Consider the following 18,364-nt stretch of genomic DNA (forward strand, 5'->3'; position numbering starts at 1 on the left):
GGTTAGCAGTCGAGGTCCGTCGCGCCCACGAACCCGTCCTCGGACTCGATGTCGACGAGGTCACCTCGGCTGACTGCCGGGCGGGTGTCGCCCGCGAACGCGACGCTGGCTTCGGCTGCGGATTCACCCGGCCGTCCTAAATACTTTTCCTCAGCGGCGCGTATCGTGCCGGAGACGCCGCATACCGCCACCCTGACAGCGTCACCGCGCACGTCGTCGACGCACGCCAGCGCCGCCCGCCCGCGCTCGACTTCGCCGTGGCGGACGCGGACGAGCGCGTCGCCGCTGCCGTCCGCGAACGAGAACTGCAGCACGCGCAGGTCGGCGTCCGCGCTGCCGGTGTCCCCGTAGAGGTTCTGCGCGGCGAACCAGACGCTGCGCTGGAAGTCGCCCTGTGAGACGTCGGCGTCGGGCCACGCCTCCAGGTCGACGGCGAGGTAGCGCCACCGCGGCCGGAGGTGCTTCGGGAGGTGTTTCACTGTATTAGATTCATACGGCGGGCATTTGGTCGTTTCGTACAACGGCGTCGGGCTGTTTGACCGTTTATATGCTTCCAGCATGAATGGCAGGCTAAGCCGTGGCCGAGAGGTCGCGGCGAAAAGACCCACCGCCAGTCGAAGTTGGGGGGCTCGCCTGCAACCCTTGACCAGGTGCAGCGTCCTCCCGGTGGACGCTGAGTGGTGGGCATCAATTCGAAGATGCCTACTGCAAAGCACGGGGACGAACGTTCCCGACGGCGGTGGGCAGTCGACATCACGCTCCGGTGTCCCTCACCGTGGGACGTACTGGAGACGGCGACGCGGACACTCAAGGCAGCGTACTGGCTGTTGAGAGTTGTCCTCGTCCTGTACGCATTCGGTGCGTACCTCTGAGCGACTGTCCATCTGGAGTATCGGCGCGAAACCGAACGGGGCTTTGCCCCTTTCGAGCGCTGCGAATTACGTCCAATAGAATTTTAAGACGCGACGGTGTACTATTAACTGGTCAAGGGTTGCAGGCGGGCCCCAGCGTTGATCCCGCCGTATTTTAGATGGCTAATCAGCTACTGCAGTCGCGACGCCGACACTTTTATTTCGGAGACGAACAGAGTAGTCACTGGTCAAGGGTTGCAGGCGGGCCCCAGCGTTGATCCCGCCGTATTTTAGATTCCGTAGTTCCTACTGTGGTTGTTGTCGCTCCGCGACGAGCACGCCGACCTGCTCGTGGACCATCTCGACGGCGGTGAGCGCGTACCCCTCGTCCGTGAACGCGTCCGCGAGCACGCCTACCGTCGCGGGGTCGTCCACCTCGGGACTGTAGAACGGCTCCTCAGGGTCCGGCTCGCCAAAGAACATCACGTCCCCGAGCACGATTCGCCGCGGCCCGAGGCCCGCGATGACGGAGATGGCCTCGCGCTTCTCCGCGTCGCTGAGGTGGTGCATCGCGAAGTTCGAGGTCACGATGTCGACGCTCGCATCGCGAGCGTCTGCACGGGGCGGCTCCGCCGACCCGGCGTCCACATCCCCGTCGAAGTTCGGCTCGCGGAACTGGCCCTCGCCGAATTCGACGTTCTCGAAGCCTCGCTCGTCGGCTTTGCGCCGCGCCTCGTCCATCATCCCCTCGCTGATGTCGCGACCCACGACTCGACCCGCGTCCTCGGCGAGGCCGAGCGCGATGGCACCCGTCCCACACCCCAAGTCGAGGACGGTGTCGTCGCTGTCGGGCGCAGCGTGTTCGAGGACGAGCGCGACGCACTCGTTGTACTCCGCGGACTTCTCGTCGTCGTAGCTGGCCGCGAGTTCGTCGAAGCGCGCGGCGTGCTCGTCAACCGTCTTCTTCATACCTGCCACGTTCGACGCCCTCCGCAATGAACTCCTCGGACGTCCGGTGGCGGTTGCGTTCGGCGAGTTCGCCCCACGCCGCCAGCCCCTGCCGAATCTGGTCGCGCTCGAACCCGACTTCCTCGCCGACGGCGAGCAGTTCGCGGGGCCCGCGTAAGTGGAGGTGCGACTCGGGGTCGGCGCTCACGACGTACGGCGCGTCGTAGTGGTCGACGAGTTCGCGGAGTTTCCGCAGGCCGCGCAGCGCCTGCACGCGCTCTCCGCCGCTGGCGCGCAACACCGCTGAGAAGTCGAACTCCACGTGGACGGCGTTGCGCTTGGCAGCCTTCACGACGACGTGATTCACGTCGCCGCTCCCGCGCATCGGCCCCGCCAGCACGTCCGCTCGCGGTGACTCCGCGACGAATCGGTTCAATTCGGGCGTGCCGCCGCGCACCGACAGCACCGTCGCTTGGTCGCGCAGACTGCCGATGGCGCCGCTCGCCTGCGACGTGTCCTCGGCGTCGAGTTCGACGCCCGACACCACGTCGATGCCGTACTCCTCGGCGACGCCCTCGTAATCGACGTCCGGGCGGGCGTCCGAACGGCTCCGCACCACCACGCCGTCGTAGCCGACGCTCGCGGCTGTCGCGGCGAACCGCGCGACGGTGCTGTCGCCGTCCGGGTGCGCGTGAACGGCCTCGTACACGACCGTTCGTTCTCGGTCGGCGCGTAAAAACGCGTGCGTTCGCCGGCGGCTCAGTACGCGAACACGTCCCACGTCCACTCGGCGAGCGACCGCGACCCGAGCGCGTCGGGCCGACGCGCGTCCACGCCAGCACCCGTCTCGACGGTGTAACTGAGGTTCCGGACGAACCGGTTGCCGTCGACGGTGGCGTTTAGGCGCGCTCGCCCACCGAGGACGACGCCCCGGCCGGCGTCGACGCGCATTCGCACCCACGCCGTCTCCGCGGTCACGTTCTCTGCACGGGTTCCGTGGAGCGCGGCGAACACTTCTTCCCCGCCGGTCAGTTCGACCGTCCGCGTGGCGTTCACGGCTGCTCGTATCGTCCACGAACCGGTTCGGGGCGCGGGAAGCCCGTAGCCCGCGCCGACGCCGTCCGTGACCGTGTACTCGTCGGTGGCCTCCCAGTACCCCGGGAGTGCGCGCGCGGCGTCGCCGTCGACCCGAAACGAACCGAGACTGAAGACGTCCGACGAGTAGCCGCGCAAGCGGTAGGTGACGCCGCTGTCGGCGTACCCGACGGCTGTTCGGTCGTCGCGTTCGAGGGACGCGCGGAACTGGCGCGCGGAGCGCTCGACGGCGGCCGTCGCGACGACCTCCTCAGGGCCGCGGCGCTCGGTGACGACGATTCGATGGTCGAGCGCCGCTGTGTGGTCGAGCGCCGCCGCGTACGCACTCGTCGCGTCCGCCGGAAGCGTCGTTGCGGCGTCTCCCGGAGTGCCGGGGCGCGTCTCGGTCACGCGGACCGCGCTCGCGCCAGCGACCAGCGCCGCGACGAGGAGCGCCGCGACGGCGACCCGCCGGAACGGAACTGGACGCGGTTGGCGTGACCGAGTGGCGGCCAGCGCGACGTGCGCCGGGTAGACGAAGACGCCGAGGAGGACGAGGAGGACGGCGACACCACCCGCCGTCGCGAGGGCTGCGAGGCGCGCCGCTTCCTGCGTCGCGTATGCCTCGGGTACGAGCAGCGTGGCGGCGAAGACTGCGGCCGCGAGGAGCGCGCACGCGAGGTACAGGCCGAGCGCGGGCCGGGTCCGTCGTCGGTCGTAGAGTGCTCGGAGCGGCGCGGTGGCTGCGGCGCGAACGCCGTCACCCGCGACGGCGCGTTCGACGGTGGGCGCGAGCAATCCCCACGCGACGAAGGCGCCCGCGGCGACGCCGGCCAGCGGTGCGACGTGGACCGTCGTCGTCGAGACAGACCCGCCCGTTGCGTACACTGCGGCCCGTAGCGGCGTGTCCACGAGGAGGAACGCGGCGGTGCCGAGTGCGAGCGCGACGACGTGGCCGGCGACGGCGACAGCGACGAGCAGCGGGCCGCGTTCGCGGAGCGTCTCGCCGACGGTCCACTGCAACGGTTCGTCGGGTGCGGCGACGGCGGAGCGTACTGTCGGCGCGGCCGCGCCGAGCACACCGAGCGCGACGACGGGCGGGAGGGCGACGGCCAGCACCGGGTGGACGGCGGCGAACGCGAGGCGAACGACGGCCTCACAGGCCAGCGTCGTGCCCGCGAGTGCGAACACGCGCGGTCGGTTCAGGGCGACGTGGAGGGCGTCGCGGAGCGTGGGAGCCATCGTCGCCGGCTAGCGACCACGGCGGGAAAAAGACGGTTGGTGGAGCGCTACGACAGCGCTTCGCGGGCGTTCTCGACGGCCGCTTCCTTCTTCGCGGGGTAGGCTTCGACTTTCGCGCGCAGGGCGATGCCGTCGCCGAGTCGGGCGTCGCCGAGGAACGCCTCCTGTTTGTCGAGGTGGACGAACAGCGAGCAGTTGTCGTCGACGCGCTGGTCGAGTTCCTCGCGGATGCGCTCGATGTCGGCGCCGTCGCGGAGTTGGCCGAGGACGTGGCGCATCTCGTCGGCGCGCTCGACGCGCGCGGACAGCACGACGATGCGGTCGCCGAGGTGGCCCTCGCTTTCGGCGCGTTCGAGTTCGACGTCGTCGGGGAGGAAGTGGCCGAGCGCGTCGGCGACGCGGACCTCGTCCTCCGTGCCGTAGCAGAACGCCCGGAGGTCGACGTAGTGGAACGGAACCTCGCTCATTACGCCGCCGTAGGACGGCCGGCGGTAAAAGCGTCGCTACTGGCGGTCGGCTAGTCGGCTCGCGGAGGTTCGGGCAGGTACGTCGCGGCGACTTCCGCGACGCGCTTCGCGCCGTTCGCGTGCGGGTCGGGCGCTCGGACGCTGTCGAGGAGCGCCTCGACGCCCGCAATCGAGTCCGCGGCGTAGAAGCCGGGGGTGTCCGCGAGCGCGTCGACGACGCCGCGCTGTTCTGACGTCGCCGGCAATACGATGGTCGGCGTGCCGGCGACGGCGGCCTCCATCACGGTGGAGTAGCCGCTGCAGATGACGAGGTTCGCGCCCGCGATGAACGGCTGGAGGGACTCCTGTAGCTCCCAGTCGTCGCCGCCGACGAGCGTCACGTCCCGGCCGCGCGCTTCCAGCGCGTCCGCGAGTCGGTCGGGGTCGACGCTGAACTCGCTCGGAACGACGAGCACGTCGACGTCCGCTTCGGGCGCGCCGCCGGCGGGCGCCATCGGCGGGACGCCGTCGGCGCCCGGAATCGAGGGGTCGCCGTCCCAGACTTTCGGCACGAGGAACTGCTCGGCGCCGCGGCGCGCGACGCGGTTGCGGACCCACGCGCCGACGCGCTCGACGGGGTTCGCGTAGAAGTCCGCGGGGTCGTGCGAGAGGTAGACGTAGCGCTGGCCGTGCAGTGACGCGGCGATTGCCGCGGAGATGTCGTCGGTGACGAGCAACGCGGGTGCTTCGCGGTCGAACCACTCGCGGTACTGGCTGATTCGCTCGTAGATTGCGGGGCCGCTGTGCTTCAGCACGTCGAGGAGGCCGCCGCCCTGAAAGTCCCCGACGAAGTCGAGGTCGCGGGGCTCGAACTCGGTGTAGCCGTTCGCCTCGACGAACTTCGTCCCGGGGCCGCCGCCCGCCAGCACCACGTCGTAGCCGGCGCCTTCCAGTTCCTCGACGACCGCCAGCATCCGGGTCGCGTGGCCGGCGCCCTCGCAGTAGTGGGCGACGGCGACTTTCGGGGGCGTCCCGCTCATGTCGCGGTCACGTGTGCGTCTACGTCAGTGCGCGAGCGGTATAAAACGCTCCGGACGCGGGCGGTTCACGACCGGACGCCGAGTGCGCTGGTGGCGGCGGCGCCGACGCTGGTCGTCAGGAGGTAGCCGCCGACGCTGTGAATCGTGACGACCGCCGCAATCGTCGGCGCGCTCACCGCCGTCAGCAGCGTGAGCAGCGTGACGTTGATGGCTTCCGTGCCGCCGAGCCCGCCGGGAGTCGGGAGCGCGGAGCCGACCTTCCCGAGCGGCAACACGAAGAAGGGGACGTAAATCGGGACGAACGAGTCGAGTGCGAGGAACGTGACCCAGAGCCCGAGGGCTTGGAACGCCCAGCCGAGCGCCGAGCAGCCGAGCGCGGCGACGAGTCGCTCCCGGGAGACGGCGACCCGGCCGACGGCGTCCGTGAACCCACGCAGTCGCGCGGCGAGGTCGTCGGCGTCGGGCAGGGAGACGCGGGGAATCGCGCCGACGACGCGGTGGAGGACCGCCGCGACCGTCCCGCCAACGCGTCCGCGAATCGCCGTCCGGTAGCGCCACACGACCGCCGCGACGATGGGGAGAACGACGGCCGCCGCGAGCACGCCCAGCGGCAGCAAGCCGAGTTCGCCGCCCGTCTGGGTGGTGACGTAGTAGAGCGAGCCGACCGCCGCGAACGCCAGCGACGGCACGACGTTGATGGCATCGAGGCTGGTGATGGACGCGAGTCCCACCTCGTAGTCCGTGTCTGCGGTCTTCGACAGCAGCCACGCGGTCACGGGCTCGCCACCGGCCTGCCCGAACGGCGTGACGTGGTTCGCGAACGCGCCCGCGGCGTTCACGAGGACTGTGGTGTGGAGGGGGAGCCGGATGTCGAGCGCGCGCAGGACGTTCCAGAGCGCGAGTCCCCACGAGACGTTCCACAGCAGTATCGTGCCCGCGACGCCCGCGAGCAACACCGGGTCCGCGGAGCGAGCCGCCGCGAACACCTCGCGGGCGTCCACGACCCAGAACATGACCGCGAACACGAGCGCTGCGCCCGCGAGTCCGGCCACCGTCGCCAGCAGGTCCTCTCGCTGCACGCCTCCGACTGGCGGGCGGGCGTGAATCAATCCATCGAATCCCGCGGGTGACCACCGAACCGTCGTGTTGCCCCGCGAATAGGAGGTTTTTTCTCCGCGCGTCACGACCGGCTCACCGAGTACCGCTCCCCGAAATGTTCGAGAAGACGACCACAGCCGCCGATGGTTGACGTGCCCGCTCAGGCGGTCAACGCCGCCCGCAACCTCCGCTACCGCGGCGCCGACGCTGTCCGCGAACTCGCGTCGCTGGTGGCCTACTCCGTGCAGTCGAGTACCGACCCCGACCCCGTGCTGGACGCCGACTGGGACGTTCTCGTGGTGTTGGACGCGTGCCGCGCGGACCTCTTCGAGGCGGTCACCGCGGACGCCGACCACGACTTCCTCCCCGAGAATCCGGGGTCGCGGACGTCGCCCGCCAGTTCCTCCGTGGAGTGGCTGGAGACGGTGTTCGGCGGGGCCGACGACGACGCGCTCGCGGACCTCGCGTACGTCACCGGCAACCCCTACTCCGCGTCGAAAATCGACCACGACCGCTTCCACAGCGTCGAGGAGGTGTGGCGGTACGCGTGGGACGACGACCTCGGGACGATTCCGCCGCGCCCGGTGACGGACGCCGCCATCCGCACTGGCCGCGAGACGACCGCCGACCGCGTGGTCGTCCACTACATGCAGCCGCACTTCCCGTCGGTCGTCGAGCGCGAGCAGCGAAGCGAGGGCGTCGAACTGGACGCGTTCGGCGACGACGAGATGTCCGTCTGGGACGACCTCCGCTTCGGCCGGCGCAGCGAGGCCGACGCGTGGCAGACCTACCGAGAGAACCTCGAATACGTCCTCGGCGACCTCGGCGTGCTGTTCGAGAACCTCGACGCCGAGCGCGTCGTCGTCACCGCCGACCACGGCAACGCGTTCGGCGAACACCACGTCTACGGCCACCCGGGCGGCGTCGACTTACCGGTCCTCCGGGAGGTGCCGTGGTGCGAGACGACCGCGACGGACACGCACAGCCGCGACCCCGACGCCGCGGGCCGCGACGACACCGGCGACGGCGGCGACGTCGTCGAAGAACGCCTCGAAGACCTCGGTTACCGAACGTGACTATGGACGCTCCCGACTCCCCGAACCTCCTGTTGGTCGTGGTGGACTGCCTCCGAGAAGACTTCCTGCACCGGGACGCCGTCGACACCCCGTTTCTCGACGACCTCCGCGAACGCGGCCGCGAGTCCACAGAGCTGTACGCGACTGCGACGACGACGACGCCCGCAATCGCCAGCCTGCTGACGGGCGCGTACGGCGAACGAAACGGCATCAAGTCGCTGCGCCGCGGCAGCCTCTCGACGGACGTCGAGTCGATGCCCGAGATTCTGGGCGACGCCGGCTACCACACGGAGGCGATGGCGACGGGCCCGCTCGTCCCCGAGACGGGCCTCGACCGCGGGTTCGACGCCTACGACTGCCGAGACCGCGACGAGTCGATGTTCAGCGACTGGCGCGAGGAGGGCCTCGATAGGGTCGCGGACCTCCCGGAGCCGTTCGCCGCGTTCGTCCACCTCTGGGAGATTCACGAGGACATCCACGTCCCCGCCGAGTTCGACAGCCCCGAGTACGGAGAGACGCCGTACGGCCGCGCGCTCTCCGCGCTCGACCGCGAAATCGAGGCGCTCGTCGACGCCGTCCCCGACGACACGGTGGTCGCCGTCGTCGGCGACCACGGCGAGAGCATCACCCACCGCGACAACCCGCTGCGCCTGCTCGTGAAGTCCCTGCGGGACGCCGTGAAGTACTACGGCGGCGTCGACACCCGCGGCGCCGTCGAGCGAATCAACCAGTACTTCGCGGACTGGGGGCCGGACGTCACCGACCACTTCATCGAGAACGGCCACGGCGAGAACATCTTCGACTATACGACGAACGTCCCGTTCGTGCTCGCCGGCCCCGGCGTCGACTCCGCGACGGTCGACGCTCAAGTCCGGCAAATCGACGTCCTGCCGACGCTGCTCGACGCGCTCGGTGTCGACCACGAGACCGACGGCGACGTCATCGAACCCGGCGTCGACGACCGCGTGGCGTACATGCGGGCGTGCGGGGCGTCGCTGCACCGCGAACGCAACTGGGCGCGCGCCGTCCGTTACGACGACGCCACGTACATCGAGTACCCGGACCGCGACTGGGAACCCGGCCTCTACGACGCCGACGCGAACCCCCGACAACTCGAACGCGTCGACGACCCCGACCTCGAAGCCGAACTCCGCGAACGCCTCCCCGAACGCGGCGTCGACCCGACGGACGTCGAGATGCTGGAAATCAACGAGCGCCTCGAAGACCTCGGCTATCTCTGAAGCAGGCGCTCGGCGGCGGAGAACAGCGGAGAACGGAGACCGGGTTAGGCGTCGTCGACTTCTTCGTCTTCGCCCTCGTCGGGGTCCTCCTCGCTCTCGTCGTTCTCGGCGGCTTCGAGGTTGTCCTCGGGCACGCCGGCTTCCTGCCCGTCGTCGAAGCTCACGGTGTAGTTGGGCTCGCCGAACATCGTCTCGACGACCTGCGTGACGGTGCCGATTTCGCCGTCGTACTCGCTGTGCTTGTCGTGGAGGACGACCTCGTCGTCTTCTTCGAAGCTCATGCCTCGACAGTTCCCGCGGCCGATTCAAAAGCGACCCGGTTTCGCGGCTCCGAAACGGTAACGTGCGAGTCGCTCGTACGGCCGGCTATGACCCCCGCTCTCGCCCCGCTCGCAGCGCCGTCGAACCGCCCGCAGGCACCGCAACGCGATGCCCGTCGATGACCTCTGGTATCTCGCGAGTCGCGCCGAACAGCGCGCCGAACGCGCCTATCACGCGCTGACCGACGCTCACGAGGACTTCATCGAGTTCGACCGGCGGCGGTCGGTCTCCCGACAGCGCTTCCGCACGCTCGCCGAGCGCGTCGAGCGGACGGGCGCACCCTTCGGCGCGCACACGGTCGTCTACCGGGAGAACGGCGACGTGGTGTTGGTGCGCCACGAGGACGTCGACCTCTGGGTGCTCCCCGGCGGCGGCGTCGACGACGGCGAAACGTTCCGCGAGGCCGCCGAGCGCGAACTCGCCGAAGAAGCCGGCGTCGACGCCACCTACCACGGCCTCGCGATGGTGACTACGGTGGCGTTCCACTCCAGCGGCCACTCCGCGTGGGGCGTCCTCCCGGTGTTCGAGGCGTGCGCCGACGACACCACGCTCGAAGTCCGAGACCCGGACGGCGAAATCTCGGCCGCCGCGTGGTTCGCGGACCTCCCCGAGGACACCCGCGACCGCAGCGACCTCCAGCGCTGGCGCGAGCGCGCGCTCTCGTAGCGCTTTTCTCGCCGCTCCGCGTCGCTGGCGTATGGACGTGCGCGTGCCGGCGGACAGCGAACGAGCGGCCGTCGCCGACCGGCTGCTGCGGCCGGCGTACCGCGAGGCCGAAGTCCTCGACCCCGAGTTCAGCGACCTCGACGAGCGCGTCGTCGGCGAGGAGGACTGCTCGCGGTGGCTGGACGACGCCGACCGCACGATGTTCGTCGCGTACGACCCCGAACCGGTGGGCGTCGTCTCCGGCGGCGTCGCGTCGTCGCCGGCGCTGTACACGCGCGGGAAGAACTGCTACGTCGACGGCCTCTACGTCGTCCCCGAGCGCCGCCGGGAAGGCGTCGCGGGCAGTCTGCTCGACCGCATGAAGACGTGGGGCCGCGAGCGCGACTGCGAGTACGCGAGCCTCTCCGTGCACGTGGACAACCACGCCGCGATGGCGTTCTACGAGAACCACGGCTTCGAGCCGAAGTTCCGCAGCCTCCGCCAGCGCCTCTGACTACTCCGGGCCGAAGGACTTCCCCTCGCGCTCTTCGGCGTCCATCCGGCGGAGCGTGGCGCGGGCGTTGCTCGCCTCGTAGCCGAAGAACACGCCCTCGGCGTACTCCTCGACGACTTCGGTGGCGTGAACCAGATTCTCGACCTCGACGTCGACGGCGTACAGTTCGACGCTGAACGGCGCGTCCAGCAAGTCCTCGAAGCCGGAGGCGATGGTCTCCAGCCAGTACGTCGTGCCGTAGTTCGTGTCGTACAGCGGCACGACGAACTCGTCGACGTGCTCGGCGAGCGCCTCGACGTCGAGGCCCGCGCGCTCGTAGAGGTGTCCCGGATACGGGTCGGGGTAGAGGGTGAGATACGTCGTTCCGGGGATGCGGTCGGCGGCCTCCGCGACGAACTCCGTGATGACGCTCGCGCGCCAGTCGTACCAGTTGTCGAACTCGGTGTCTCGCGGGCTCCGCCCGCTCGACTCTCCGGTGGAACGTTGTTCCACCCATTCCTCGAACGCGCTCTCGCAGCGCTCGCAGTGACAGTACTCGTCGCGCGGGAACCCAACGTCGTCGAGGCGAACGTCGCCGCTGACCTCCGCGCACGTCTCGATGACCGTCAACAGGCCCTCGCGGTAGTCCTCGGCCAGCGGGCAGATGTACGACCAGTCGAAGTACGGCTGGTCGCGGGTGGCCTCGTTGCCCTCGTCGTCGACGGGCACGAGGTCGGGCTCGGTGCCGGCGGTGGCGTTGTCCCCGAAGCAAGACACCATGCTGACGGCGTCCTCCAGCGGGTCGGTGTGGCGGCCGGTGACGTCTTTGACCTCGTAGAACGTGCGGTCGAACTCCGGCCACTCGATTTCCTCGGCGTTCCGCGTGACGACGCCGTACATAGACGCGGCTTGGCCGGCGGGCCGCCTAAGTCGTTCGCTCTCGGCACGCGACGGCGAGAAAACGGAGGTGGTGAGCGGGCGGAACGGGGACCGAACGCGGCGTCAGTCGATGCGGTCGACTTCTTCCGGTTCGGGCGCTTCGTCGCCCCCGAGGACGAACTTCCAGACGAGGGCGATGACGAACAGTACGGCGGCGGCTTTCACTAGCTTCCCTGCCATGCTTGACACTATCGGCGCCCTGCACTAAACGCTTTGCGGGGTCGGCACGAATCCGTGATTCACGGCCGACAGGTCGGTCAGTCTCGGAGGTGAGCGGTGATGTCCTCGCGGACGATTTCGCCGCAGTACTCGCAGCGCAGGCCGTCGTCCAGCACCGCGAACGTCGGGTCGACGGGTTCGCCGGCGTTCGTGATGCACTCGCGGTTCGGGCAGACGAGCACGCCGCCGACCTCCTCGGGGGGTTCGACGCGGCGCTTCTCGACGACGTCGTAGTCGCGGATGATGTTGATGGTGGCTTCGGGCGCGATGAGCGACAGCACCTCCGCCTCGCTGTCGCTGAGTTCGCGCCCCTCGACTTTCACGATGTCCTTGCGCCCCATCCTATCGGAGGGGACGTTCATCCCGAGGCTCATCGTCGTCCCCTCGGTGCCGTCGATGCCCAGCAGTTTGAGCACGTGCAGCGCCTCCCCGGCGGAGACGTGGTCGATGACGGTGCCGCTCTGAATCTTCGAGACGCGGAGTTCTGTGTCAGTCATCGTCGAGGAGCAAGTCGAGGAGGGCCATTCGGACCGGGACGCCGTTGTGTGCCTGTTCGAAGTACGTCGCGTTCTCCGTCTCGTCGACGGCGGCCGCGATTTCGTCCACGCGGGGCAGCGGGTGCATCACCGCGAGGTCGTCTTTGGCCACCTCCAGCGTCTCCGGCGTGATGCTGTACTCGCCGGCGACGGCCTCGTACTCGTCCTCGTCGGGGAAGCGCTCGCGCTGGATGCGCGTGACGTACAACACGTCGAGGTTCGGGAGGACGGCCTCCAACTCCTCGTGTTCGCGCACCTGCGCGCCGGCCTCGTGGAGGTCGTATCTGACAGAGCGTGGCAGCCGCAGGCTCTCGGGGCTGACGAAGTGCTGGCGGACGTCGAAATTCGTGAGCGCGTGCGCCAGCGAGTGGACCGTCCGGCCGTACTTCAGGTCGCCCATGATGCCGATGGAGATGTCGTCGAGGCCGGCGTGCTCGCGAATCGTGTAGAGGTCCAGCAGCGTCTGACTCGGGTGGTGGCCGGCGCCGTCGCCCGCGTTCACCACGGGAACGTCGACGTGCTCGCTGGCCATCTTCGCGGCGCCCTGCTTGGGGTGGCGGAGCACGATGCCGTCGGCGTACCCTTCGACGACGCGGACGGTGTCGGCCAGCGACTCGCCCTTCTTGACGGAGGAGGACTCCACGGAGCCCATGTCGACGACGTCGCCGCCGAGGCGTTTGGCGGCCGTCTCGAAACTCATCTTCGTGCGCGTGCTCGGCTCGAAGAAACAGAGCGCCAGCAGCGCGTCGGTGTGGCGCTCGCCGGCTGCTGCCGGGTCGTCGTCGAAGACCGCCGCCCTGTCGAGGACCGTCTCGATGTCGGCCCGCGAGAGCTGTTTGGCGGTGAGGAGGTGGTCGTGACGCATCGGTTCAGTACGCGACCCCCGGAAGCGTAAAACTCCCGGAGCGGCCCGCCGTCCGTGGCGTGCCACCGCGCCCCACTCGCGGCCGGAGGTTCAAGTGCGAAGCCGGCACCAATCGTTCGCGTGCTGGCAGTCGCGGGCGGTAAAGGTGGCAGCGGGAAGACGACCACGGCGCTCGGGACAGCGGGCGCGCTCGTCGAGCGGCGGCGCCGCCCGCTCGTCGTCGACTGCGACCTCGACGCCCCGAACCTACACTTGCGAGCGGGCGTCCCCCGCGACCCCGGCGTCGGAGCGGCCACAGATGCGCGCGTCCACGAGTCCTCGGAGGTTCCGGGTGTCGACGTGCTCCCGGCGGGCGACGCGGACGGCGACGACCTCGCGGCGGCACTCGACGCGCTCCCCGAGTCGCGGCCGACGCTGTTGGACTGTCCCGCCGGCGCAAGCGAGGCCGCCGTCCGGCCGCTGCGCGCCGCAGACGCCTGCGTCGTCGTCGCAACCGACACCCGAGAGGGTGTCGAGGACGCCGTGAAGACCACCGCGATGGCGCGCGCCGTCGGCACGCCGGTTCGCGCCGTCGCCGTCGTTCGCGCGACCACCGTCCCAGCGGGACTGGCGGGGGCGACAGCCGCCGATACCGTGGCAGTTCCCGCCGCCGCGACGCCGCTAGACGCCACGGAGACGGCCGCAGCGTACGCGAGGCTGGCAGACTACGTGGAGCCAAATACTTAACCTCCGTCCGTCCCCTACGGTGGCATCATGCGCGAGCGGCTCTCCACTGGTGTGGATGTCCTCGACCGGGAACTCGGGGCGGGGTTCCGGCCGGAACGGTGGTCGCCTACGAGGCACCGCCGGCCAGCCAAGGAGAGCTACTGCTGTACGAACTCACGCGGCCGCGCCCCACGCTGTACCTCACCACGAACCGGACCGAGCAAGCCGTCCGCGACGCCTTCGACGCGACAGACGCGCCCACCGGCGACCCCGAAGTGGGCTACATCCCGGGCGCCGACGCCATCGAGAACGCGCGCCGCGCGTTCCGCAGCGTCCCCCCGGAGTCGACGGTCGTCATCGACCCCGCGGACGCCCTCGAACGCGCGGACCGCGGGCGCTACGAGAACTTCCTCAACGAACTCGCCAACCACATGCGGAACGTCGGTGGCATCGCCGTCCTGCACTGCCTGGACAGCGACCACAACCCCGAACTGCGTGGCACCACCGAACACATGGCCGACGTCGTGTTCAAACTCCGCGTCGAGGAGACCAACGACGAAGTCGAGACCCGACTCACCGTCCCGAAGTTCCGCGGCGGCAACGCCCTGGACTCCTCGATAAAACTGAACCTCGGCGAGCGCGTGCAGGTCGACACCAGCCGCGACATCGCGTAGCCGGCGCTACCAGCGGCTCCTTCGTTCGTTCTGCGATAAAAGTAGGCCGAGCGGCCGGAATCGGAAGCCGGCGTTAGGCTTCGTCTTCGTCGATGTCGAGTTCGTCGACGATTTCGTCGGCGTCGACGTCGGCGTCTTCGAGCGCGTCCTCGACGTCACCGAGATCCTCGCCGCCCATGCCACCCATGCCGCCCATCATGCCGGGCATGCCAGCGGGCTGGCCGTCGATAATCTCCTGGACGATAACGCGGTCGATGTCCAGCATGTCGATGATCTGGTTCAGAATCTGGTCTTTGCCCATCATCCACTGCTGGTTGAACTGGAGTTCCGGGGACTGTTCGATGTAGAGGGTCTCCTTCTCGACGGTCTCCGTGGTGGTCTCCGTCTCGCCGTCGTCGTTCTCCTCGGTGACTTCCTCCTCGACCTCGTCGGTCTCGAGGTGCATGTCGAGTTCGGCGTCGAAGTACATCTGGAGGAGGCCGCGGGCCTTCTCGACGGTGTCCTCGACCTGATCGAGAATCTCGTACTCGTACTCGACGTCCTCGCCGGCGAGCGGGTGGTTGAAGTCGACGCGGGCGCGGCCGCCGATGACGGCTTCGACGTGGCCGTGCTCACCGTCGACGTCGACGTGCGCACCGGGGTAGCGCTCGTCCTCGGGAATCTTGTTCGCGGAGACGGTGCGGACTTCCTCCTCGTCGTACTCGCCGAACGCCTGCTCGACGACGACGGTACCGGTGTCGCCGACGTCCTTGCCGATGAGGTCGTCCTCGACGGCGTCGAAGATGTGACCCTCGCCGATGACGATGGTGCGCGGGGAGAACTCCTGCTCTTCGGTGTCGACGCCCTCTTCCTCGGCGACGTCCTCGTCGGTGGTGTCGACGAGTTCGCCGCTGTCGACCGTGTAGGCGGAGTAGGAGAGCTGAACGAAGTCTCCCTCCTGGAGTCCGCCCTGTTCTGTCTCGGATTCGTCGGCCGTCTCGGCCTCAGTTTCGTCGCTCATACCACTACGCACTCCCGTTCCACCCTTAAGAATCACGTTTCGCGGCCGCGAGACGCACCGCGACTGCCGCGATTACCGATTCTCGGCTAACGCGACGAGGGCGTCGGCGTCGACAGAGAGCCACGCGGTGAGTTGCCGGTCCGGGTCGACGTTCGGCGGCGAGAGCGTGCAGCGGTCGGGCGTGTTCTGGTAGCGGACGACGGTCGCGTCCAGCGGCGTCGGGTCGGCGTCGTCGCTCGACCGGGCGACACCACGGGTGGTTTCGGTGGACATCGTGACTCGATTCGGGCTTCGAGCGAGTGTGAGATAACGCCTGCTAAGAGCCGTACGGAGTGCTATTGAGTGCTCGGAAGCGCCGTGTTTTTCCGCGGCGGCCGCAAGCACTCGGACATGTACGAAGTGGAGGTGAAGGTGCCGGCGGACCACGACGCGGTCCGCGCGGCGCTGGTGGACGCCGGCGCCGAGCGCGTCGGGACGGTGGCACAGGCGGACACGTACTTCGACGCGCCGCACCGCGACTTCGCAGCGACCGACGAAGCGCTGCGCGTCCGCTGGGTCGCAACGGCGGCGGAATCGTTCGAGCGCGACGACATCGATGGCGGACTGGGGGCAGCCATCGACGCGGTGCTCGACGGCGAGTCTCGGGTCGACGGGGAGTCCCGCGTGACGTACAAGGGGCCGCTGCTGGAGGCCGAATCGAAGTCTCGCGAGGAGTTCGAGACGCCTGTCGGTAGCGGCGCGGAAATGCGCGAAATCCTCTCGCGACTGGGCTTCGACCCCGCCGCGACGGTACGGAAACTACGCGAGACCCACCACGTGGGGGCGTTCGAGGTGTTGCTGGACGCCGTCGAGGGCGTCGGCGAGTACGTCGAAGTCGAGACCGAAGTGGAGACCGACGGGGAGGTCGAAGCCGCACGGGAGGAGGCCTACGACTTGCTCCGAGAGTTGGGCCTCGACCCGGACGACCAGATTCGGACGTCGTACCTCGGACTCAAGCTCGCCGACGACTGACGCTATATGCGCACTGGGCATATTTCTACTCCCCGTGCTTTTCGCAAGTTATAGAAGCGGAGCAGGGCAAGACTTGCGTAATGACCGAGCGGAACATCCAAGTGCAGTCTCTCGACCGCGGTGCGGTCGAAGACGAAGACGTCGAAATCGTCGAACGAAAAGGCCTCGGCCACCCCGACTCCATCTGCGACGGCATCGCCGAACACGTCTGCGAGCGTCTCGCCCGCGAGTACCTCGACCGCGTCGGCGAAGTGCTGCACTTCAACACCGACGAGACGCAGCTCGTCGCCGGCACCGCCGCGCCCGCGTTCGGCGGCGGCGAAGTCATCGAACCCATCTACATCCTCGTCGTCGGCCGCGCGACCAGCCACTACGTCGACGCCGACGGCACCGAGTATCACATCCCCGTCGAGTCCATCGCGCTGGAAGCCGCCCGCGACTACCTCCGCGAGAACTTCCCGAACCTCGACCTCGACACCGACGTCGTCGTCGACGTCAAACTCGGCGAAGGCTCCGGCGACCTCCAAGAGGTGTTCGTCGAGGACGGCCCCGCCGTGCCGATGGCCAACGACACCAGTTTCGGCGTCGGCCACGCGCCGTTCACGGAGACCGAGCGCATCGTCTACGAGACCGAGAAATCCCTCAACGGCCCGTACGGCGACGACAACCCCGCCATCGGCGAGGACGTCAAAGTCATGGGCAAACGCGAGGGCGACCACATCGACCTCACTGTCGCGGCCGCGCTCGTCGACGCCTACGTCGACGACCTCGACGCCTACAAGGCCGAAATCGAGGCGCTGCGCGAACACGTCCACGACCTCGCGACCGACTACACGGACCGCGAGGTCGCCGTCCACGTCAACACCGCCGACGACTACGAGTCGGGCTCTATCTACCTCACCACCACCGGCACGAGCGCCGAACAGGGCGACGACGGCAGCGTCGGCCGCGGCAACCGCGCGAACGGCCTCATCACCCCGAACCGCTCGATGAGCATGGAAGCCACCTCCGGGAAGAACCCCGTCAACCACATCGGGAAGATATACAACCTCGTCTCCACGGAAATCGCCGAGAACATCGTCGACGAGGTGGCGGGCATCCGCGACCTCCGCGTCCGCCTGCTCTCCCAAATCGGCCGCCCCATCGACCAGCCCCACGTCGCCGACGTCCACGTCGTCACCGAGGACGGCCTCTCGGTGGCCGACGTCGAACCCGACGTCGAGGAAATCGTCGACGCCGAACTCGCGAACATCACCGACGTCACCCAGCGCGTCATCGACGGCGAACTCGACACCTTCTGAACGCCGTGCCGCGCGGCGGTGTGTCCTCGCCGTCCTACTGCTCTCTGTTCTCGACGACCGACACGACGTCCACGCTGAACCCCCAGCCACTCCCGAGGTAGTTGCTATCTTCGAAGCGGTACGTTCCCGTCGGGTGGCACTGCTGGCTGTCGTGGGCGGCGAGCACGCTGAATTCGCGGCTGACAGTCTCTCCGGGGTCGAGCGTCGCCTCGCGCATCACGGCGGGAAGGGCGACGCCGTCGGTCGCCTGCCAGCAGTCGTCGCTCGGTTCGTCGGGCGTGACGCCGGCGTTCGGCGACAAGAGGAGCGTGGCGTCGCCGTCCTCGTGGCCGCCGCGAATCGCGTCCCACGGCACGAGCGACCCGAACACGAACGTCCGGGACTCGTCGCCGTCGTTCGTGAACGCGACGTCGAGGCGCGCGGGGTGGTCGGTCGAGAAGTTTTCAGTGACGGATACCTCGACGGTGGCGTCCGCGACGGGCGGGTCGTCGGTCTGGACGTTCACGAGCGCGTACGGGAACCCCGAGCCGTCCGCGGAGTCGGCGGGCGCGCTCGTGCAGCCGGCCAGCGCGGTGGCTGCCAGCGCGCCGAGGTAGGTTCGGCGGTGCATGCCCGGACCGACGAGTGGCCCAGATAAAC

22 protein-coding genes and 1 pseudogene are annotated in these 18,364 nt (G+C 68.8%); 9 read left to right on the forward strand and 14 right to left on the reverse strand.

The annotated features are described in order from the left end of the window. Positions 1 to 2 precede the first annotated feature (2 nt). On the reverse strand, positions 3 to 479 hold the full coding sequence (locus AVZ66_RS07750; RefSeq protein WP_058983401.1) for an Rpp14/Pop5 family protein: 477 nt from the start codon (positions 477 to 479) through the stop codon (positions 3 to 5). A gap of 201 nt (positions 480 to 680) precedes the next feature. On the opposite strand from AVZ66_RS07750, the gene AVZ66_RS16210 reads away from it, so the two are divergent. Further along, positions 681 to 872 (forward strand): hypothetical protein, encoded by a 192-nt coding sequence (locus AVZ66_RS16210; protein WP_157575632.1) that lies wholly within the window; start codon positions 681 to 683, stop codon positions 870 to 872. Between the two features lie 285 nt (positions 873 to 1,157). Here AVZ66_RS16210 and AVZ66_RS07755 read toward each other — a convergent pair whose 3' ends face one another. The 6 genes from AVZ66_RS07755 to AVZ66_RS07780 all read right to left on the reverse strand — a co-directional run bounded on the left by AVZ66_RS07755 (position 1,158) and on the right by AVZ66_RS07780 (position 6,680). Then, positions 1,158 to 1,820, reverse strand: a complete 663-nt coding sequence (locus tag AVZ66_RS07755; RefSeq protein WP_058983403.1) for a class I SAM-dependent methyltransferase — start codon at positions 1,818 to 1,820, stop codon at positions 1,158 to 1,160. Beyond that, entirely contained in the window at positions 1,804 to 2,508 is a 705-nt protein-coding gene (locus tag AVZ66_RS07760) for an RNase P subunit p30 family protein (RefSeq protein WP_058983405.1), read from the reverse strand. Before AVZ66_RS07760 ends, AVZ66_RS07755 begins: the two co-directional genes overlap by 17 nt. 50 nt (positions 2,509 to 2,558) lie before the next feature. After that, on the reverse strand, positions 2,559 to 4,115 hold the full coding sequence (locus AVZ66_RS07765) for a hypothetical protein (RefSeq protein ID WP_058983408.1): 1,557 nt from the start codon (positions 4,113 to 4,115) through the stop codon (positions 2,559 to 2,561). Between the two features lie 47 nt (positions 4,116 to 4,162). Next, positions 4,163 to 4,582, reverse strand: a complete 420-nt coding sequence (locus AVZ66_RS07770) for an RNA-binding protein (protein ID WP_058983410.1) — start codon at positions 4,580 to 4,582, stop codon at positions 4,163 to 4,165. Between the two features lie 50 nt (positions 4,583 to 4,632). Next, complete coding sequence (locus tag AVZ66_RS07775; protein ID WP_058983412.1) at positions 4,633 to 5,601, reverse strand: glycosyltransferase; 969 nt, start codon at positions 5,599 to 5,601, stop codon at positions 4,633 to 4,635. A gap of 65 nt (positions 5,602 to 5,666) precedes the next feature. Beyond that, positions 5,667 to 6,680: a lysylphosphatidylglycerol synthase transmembrane domain-containing protein gene (locus tag AVZ66_RS07780; RefSeq protein ID WP_058983413.1), complete on the reverse strand. Its 1,014-nt coding sequence runs from the start codon at positions 6,678 to 6,680 to the stop codon at positions 5,667 to 5,669. Positions 6,681 to 6,842: 162 nt separating this feature from the next. Here AVZ66_RS07780 and AVZ66_RS07785 point away from each other — a divergent pair, with 162 nt between their 5' ends. Next, a complete protein-coding gene (locus tag AVZ66_RS07785; protein ID WP_058983415.1) occupies positions 6,843 to 7,775 on the forward strand; it encodes a hypothetical protein in 933 nt (310 codons plus the stop codon). Between the two features lie 2 nt (positions 7,776 to 7,777). Next, entirely contained in the window at positions 7,778 to 9,016 is a 1,239-nt protein-coding gene (locus AVZ66_RS07790) for a sulfatase-like hydrolase/transferase (RefSeq protein ID WP_058983417.1), read from the forward strand. A gap of 44 nt (positions 9,017 to 9,060) precedes the next feature. Here AVZ66_RS07790 and AVZ66_RS07795 read toward each other — a convergent pair whose 3' ends face one another. Beyond that, positions 9,061 to 9,297 (reverse strand): hypothetical protein, encoded by a 237-nt coding sequence (locus tag AVZ66_RS07795; RefSeq protein ID WP_058983420.1) that lies wholly within the window; start codon positions 9,295 to 9,297, stop codon positions 9,061 to 9,063. Between the two features lie 148 nt (positions 9,298 to 9,445). Here AVZ66_RS07795 and AVZ66_RS07800 point away from each other — a divergent pair, with 148 nt between their 5' ends. After that, positions 9,446 to 10,003, forward strand: coding sequence for an NUDIX domain-containing protein (locus tag AVZ66_RS07800; protein ID WP_058983422.1), 558 nt, complete (start codon positions 9,446 to 9,448; stop codon positions 10,001 to 10,003). A 31-nt stretch (positions 10,004 to 10,034) separates the two neighbouring features. Further along, positions 10,035 to 10,496 (forward strand): GNAT family N-acetyltransferase, encoded by a 462-nt coding sequence (locus tag AVZ66_RS07805; RefSeq protein ID WP_058983424.1) that lies wholly within the window; start codon positions 10,035 to 10,037, stop codon positions 10,494 to 10,496. On the opposite strand, the gene AVZ66_RS07810 is transcribed toward AVZ66_RS07805, so the two are convergent. From AVZ66_RS07810 to pyrB, 3 genes are all read right to left on the reverse strand, one after another. Continuing rightward, on the reverse strand, positions 10,497 to 11,375 hold the full coding sequence (locus AVZ66_RS07810) for a hypothetical protein (protein WP_058983426.1): 879 nt from the start codon (positions 11,373 to 11,375) through the stop codon (positions 10,497 to 10,499). It lies immediately after the preceding gene. 296 nt (positions 11,376 to 11,671) lie between these two features. Beyond that, on the reverse strand, positions 11,672 to 12,130 hold the full coding sequence (gene pyrI, locus AVZ66_RS07815; protein WP_058983428.1) for an aspartate carbamoyltransferase regulatory subunit: 459 nt from the start codon (positions 12,128 to 12,130) through the stop codon (positions 11,672 to 11,674). Beyond that, the gene (gene pyrB / locus AVZ66_RS07820; RefSeq protein ID WP_058983430.1) at positions 12,123 to 13,034 is read right to left on the reverse strand and encodes an aspartate carbamoyltransferase; all 912 of its coding nucleotides are present in this window, start codon (positions 13,032 to 13,034) and stop codon (positions 12,123 to 12,125) included. The genes pyrI and pyrB overlap by 8 nt, the downstream gene beginning before the upstream one ends. Positions 13,035 to 13,154: 120 nt before the next feature. On the opposite strand from pyrB, the gene AVZ66_RS07825 reads away from it, so the two are divergent. Next, positions 13,155 to 13,760 (forward strand): hypothetical protein, encoded by a 606-nt coding sequence (locus AVZ66_RS07825; protein ID WP_058983432.1) that lies wholly within the window; start codon positions 13,155 to 13,157, stop codon positions 13,758 to 13,760. 27 nt (positions 13,761 to 13,787) lie between these two features. Next, positions 13,788 to 14,413, forward strand: a pseudogene (locus AVZ66_RS07830) (RAD55 family ATPase). Positions 14,414 to 14,486: 73 nt separating this feature from the next. On the opposite strand, the gene AVZ66_RS07835 reads toward AVZ66_RS07830, so the two are convergent. After that, a complete protein-coding gene (locus tag AVZ66_RS07835) occupies positions 14,487 to 15,413 on the reverse strand; it encodes a peptidylprolyl isomerase (RefSeq protein WP_058983434.1) in 927 nt (308 codons plus the stop codon). A 72-nt stretch (positions 15,414 to 15,485) separates the two neighbouring features. Then, entirely contained in the window at positions 15,486 to 15,686 is a 201-nt protein-coding gene (locus AVZ66_RS07840; RefSeq protein ID WP_058983437.1) for a hypothetical protein, read from the reverse strand. A gap of 117 nt (positions 15,687 to 15,803) precedes the next feature. On the opposite strand from AVZ66_RS07840, the gene cyaB reads away from it, so the two are divergent. After that, a complete protein-coding gene (cyaB, locus tag AVZ66_RS07845) occupies positions 15,804 to 16,424 on the forward strand; it encodes a class IV adenylate cyclase (protein ID WP_058983440.1) in 621 nt (206 codons plus the stop codon). A gap of 80 nt (positions 16,425 to 16,504) precedes the next feature. Further along, a complete protein-coding gene (locus AVZ66_RS07850) occupies positions 16,505 to 17,725 on the forward strand; it encodes a methionine adenosyltransferase (RefSeq protein ID WP_058983441.1) in 1,221 nt (406 codons plus the stop codon). A gap of 34 nt (positions 17,726 to 17,759) precedes the next feature. Here the strand turns inward: AVZ66_RS07850 and AVZ66_RS07855 are convergent, their stop codons facing one another. Further along, positions 17,760 to 18,335 carry a hypothetical protein gene (locus AVZ66_RS07855; RefSeq protein ID WP_058983444.1) on the reverse strand — a complete coding sequence of 192 codons (576 nt, stop codon included), beginning with the start codon at positions 18,333 to 18,335 and terminating at the stop codon, positions 17,760 to 17,762. Positions 18,336 to 18,364 lie beyond the last annotated feature (29 nt).

It is taken from the genome of Halobacterium sp. CBA1132 (genome assembly GCF_001485535.1).
Classification (GTDB): domain Archaea; phylum Halobacteriota; class Halobacteria; order Halobacteriales; family Halobacteriaceae; genus Halobacterium.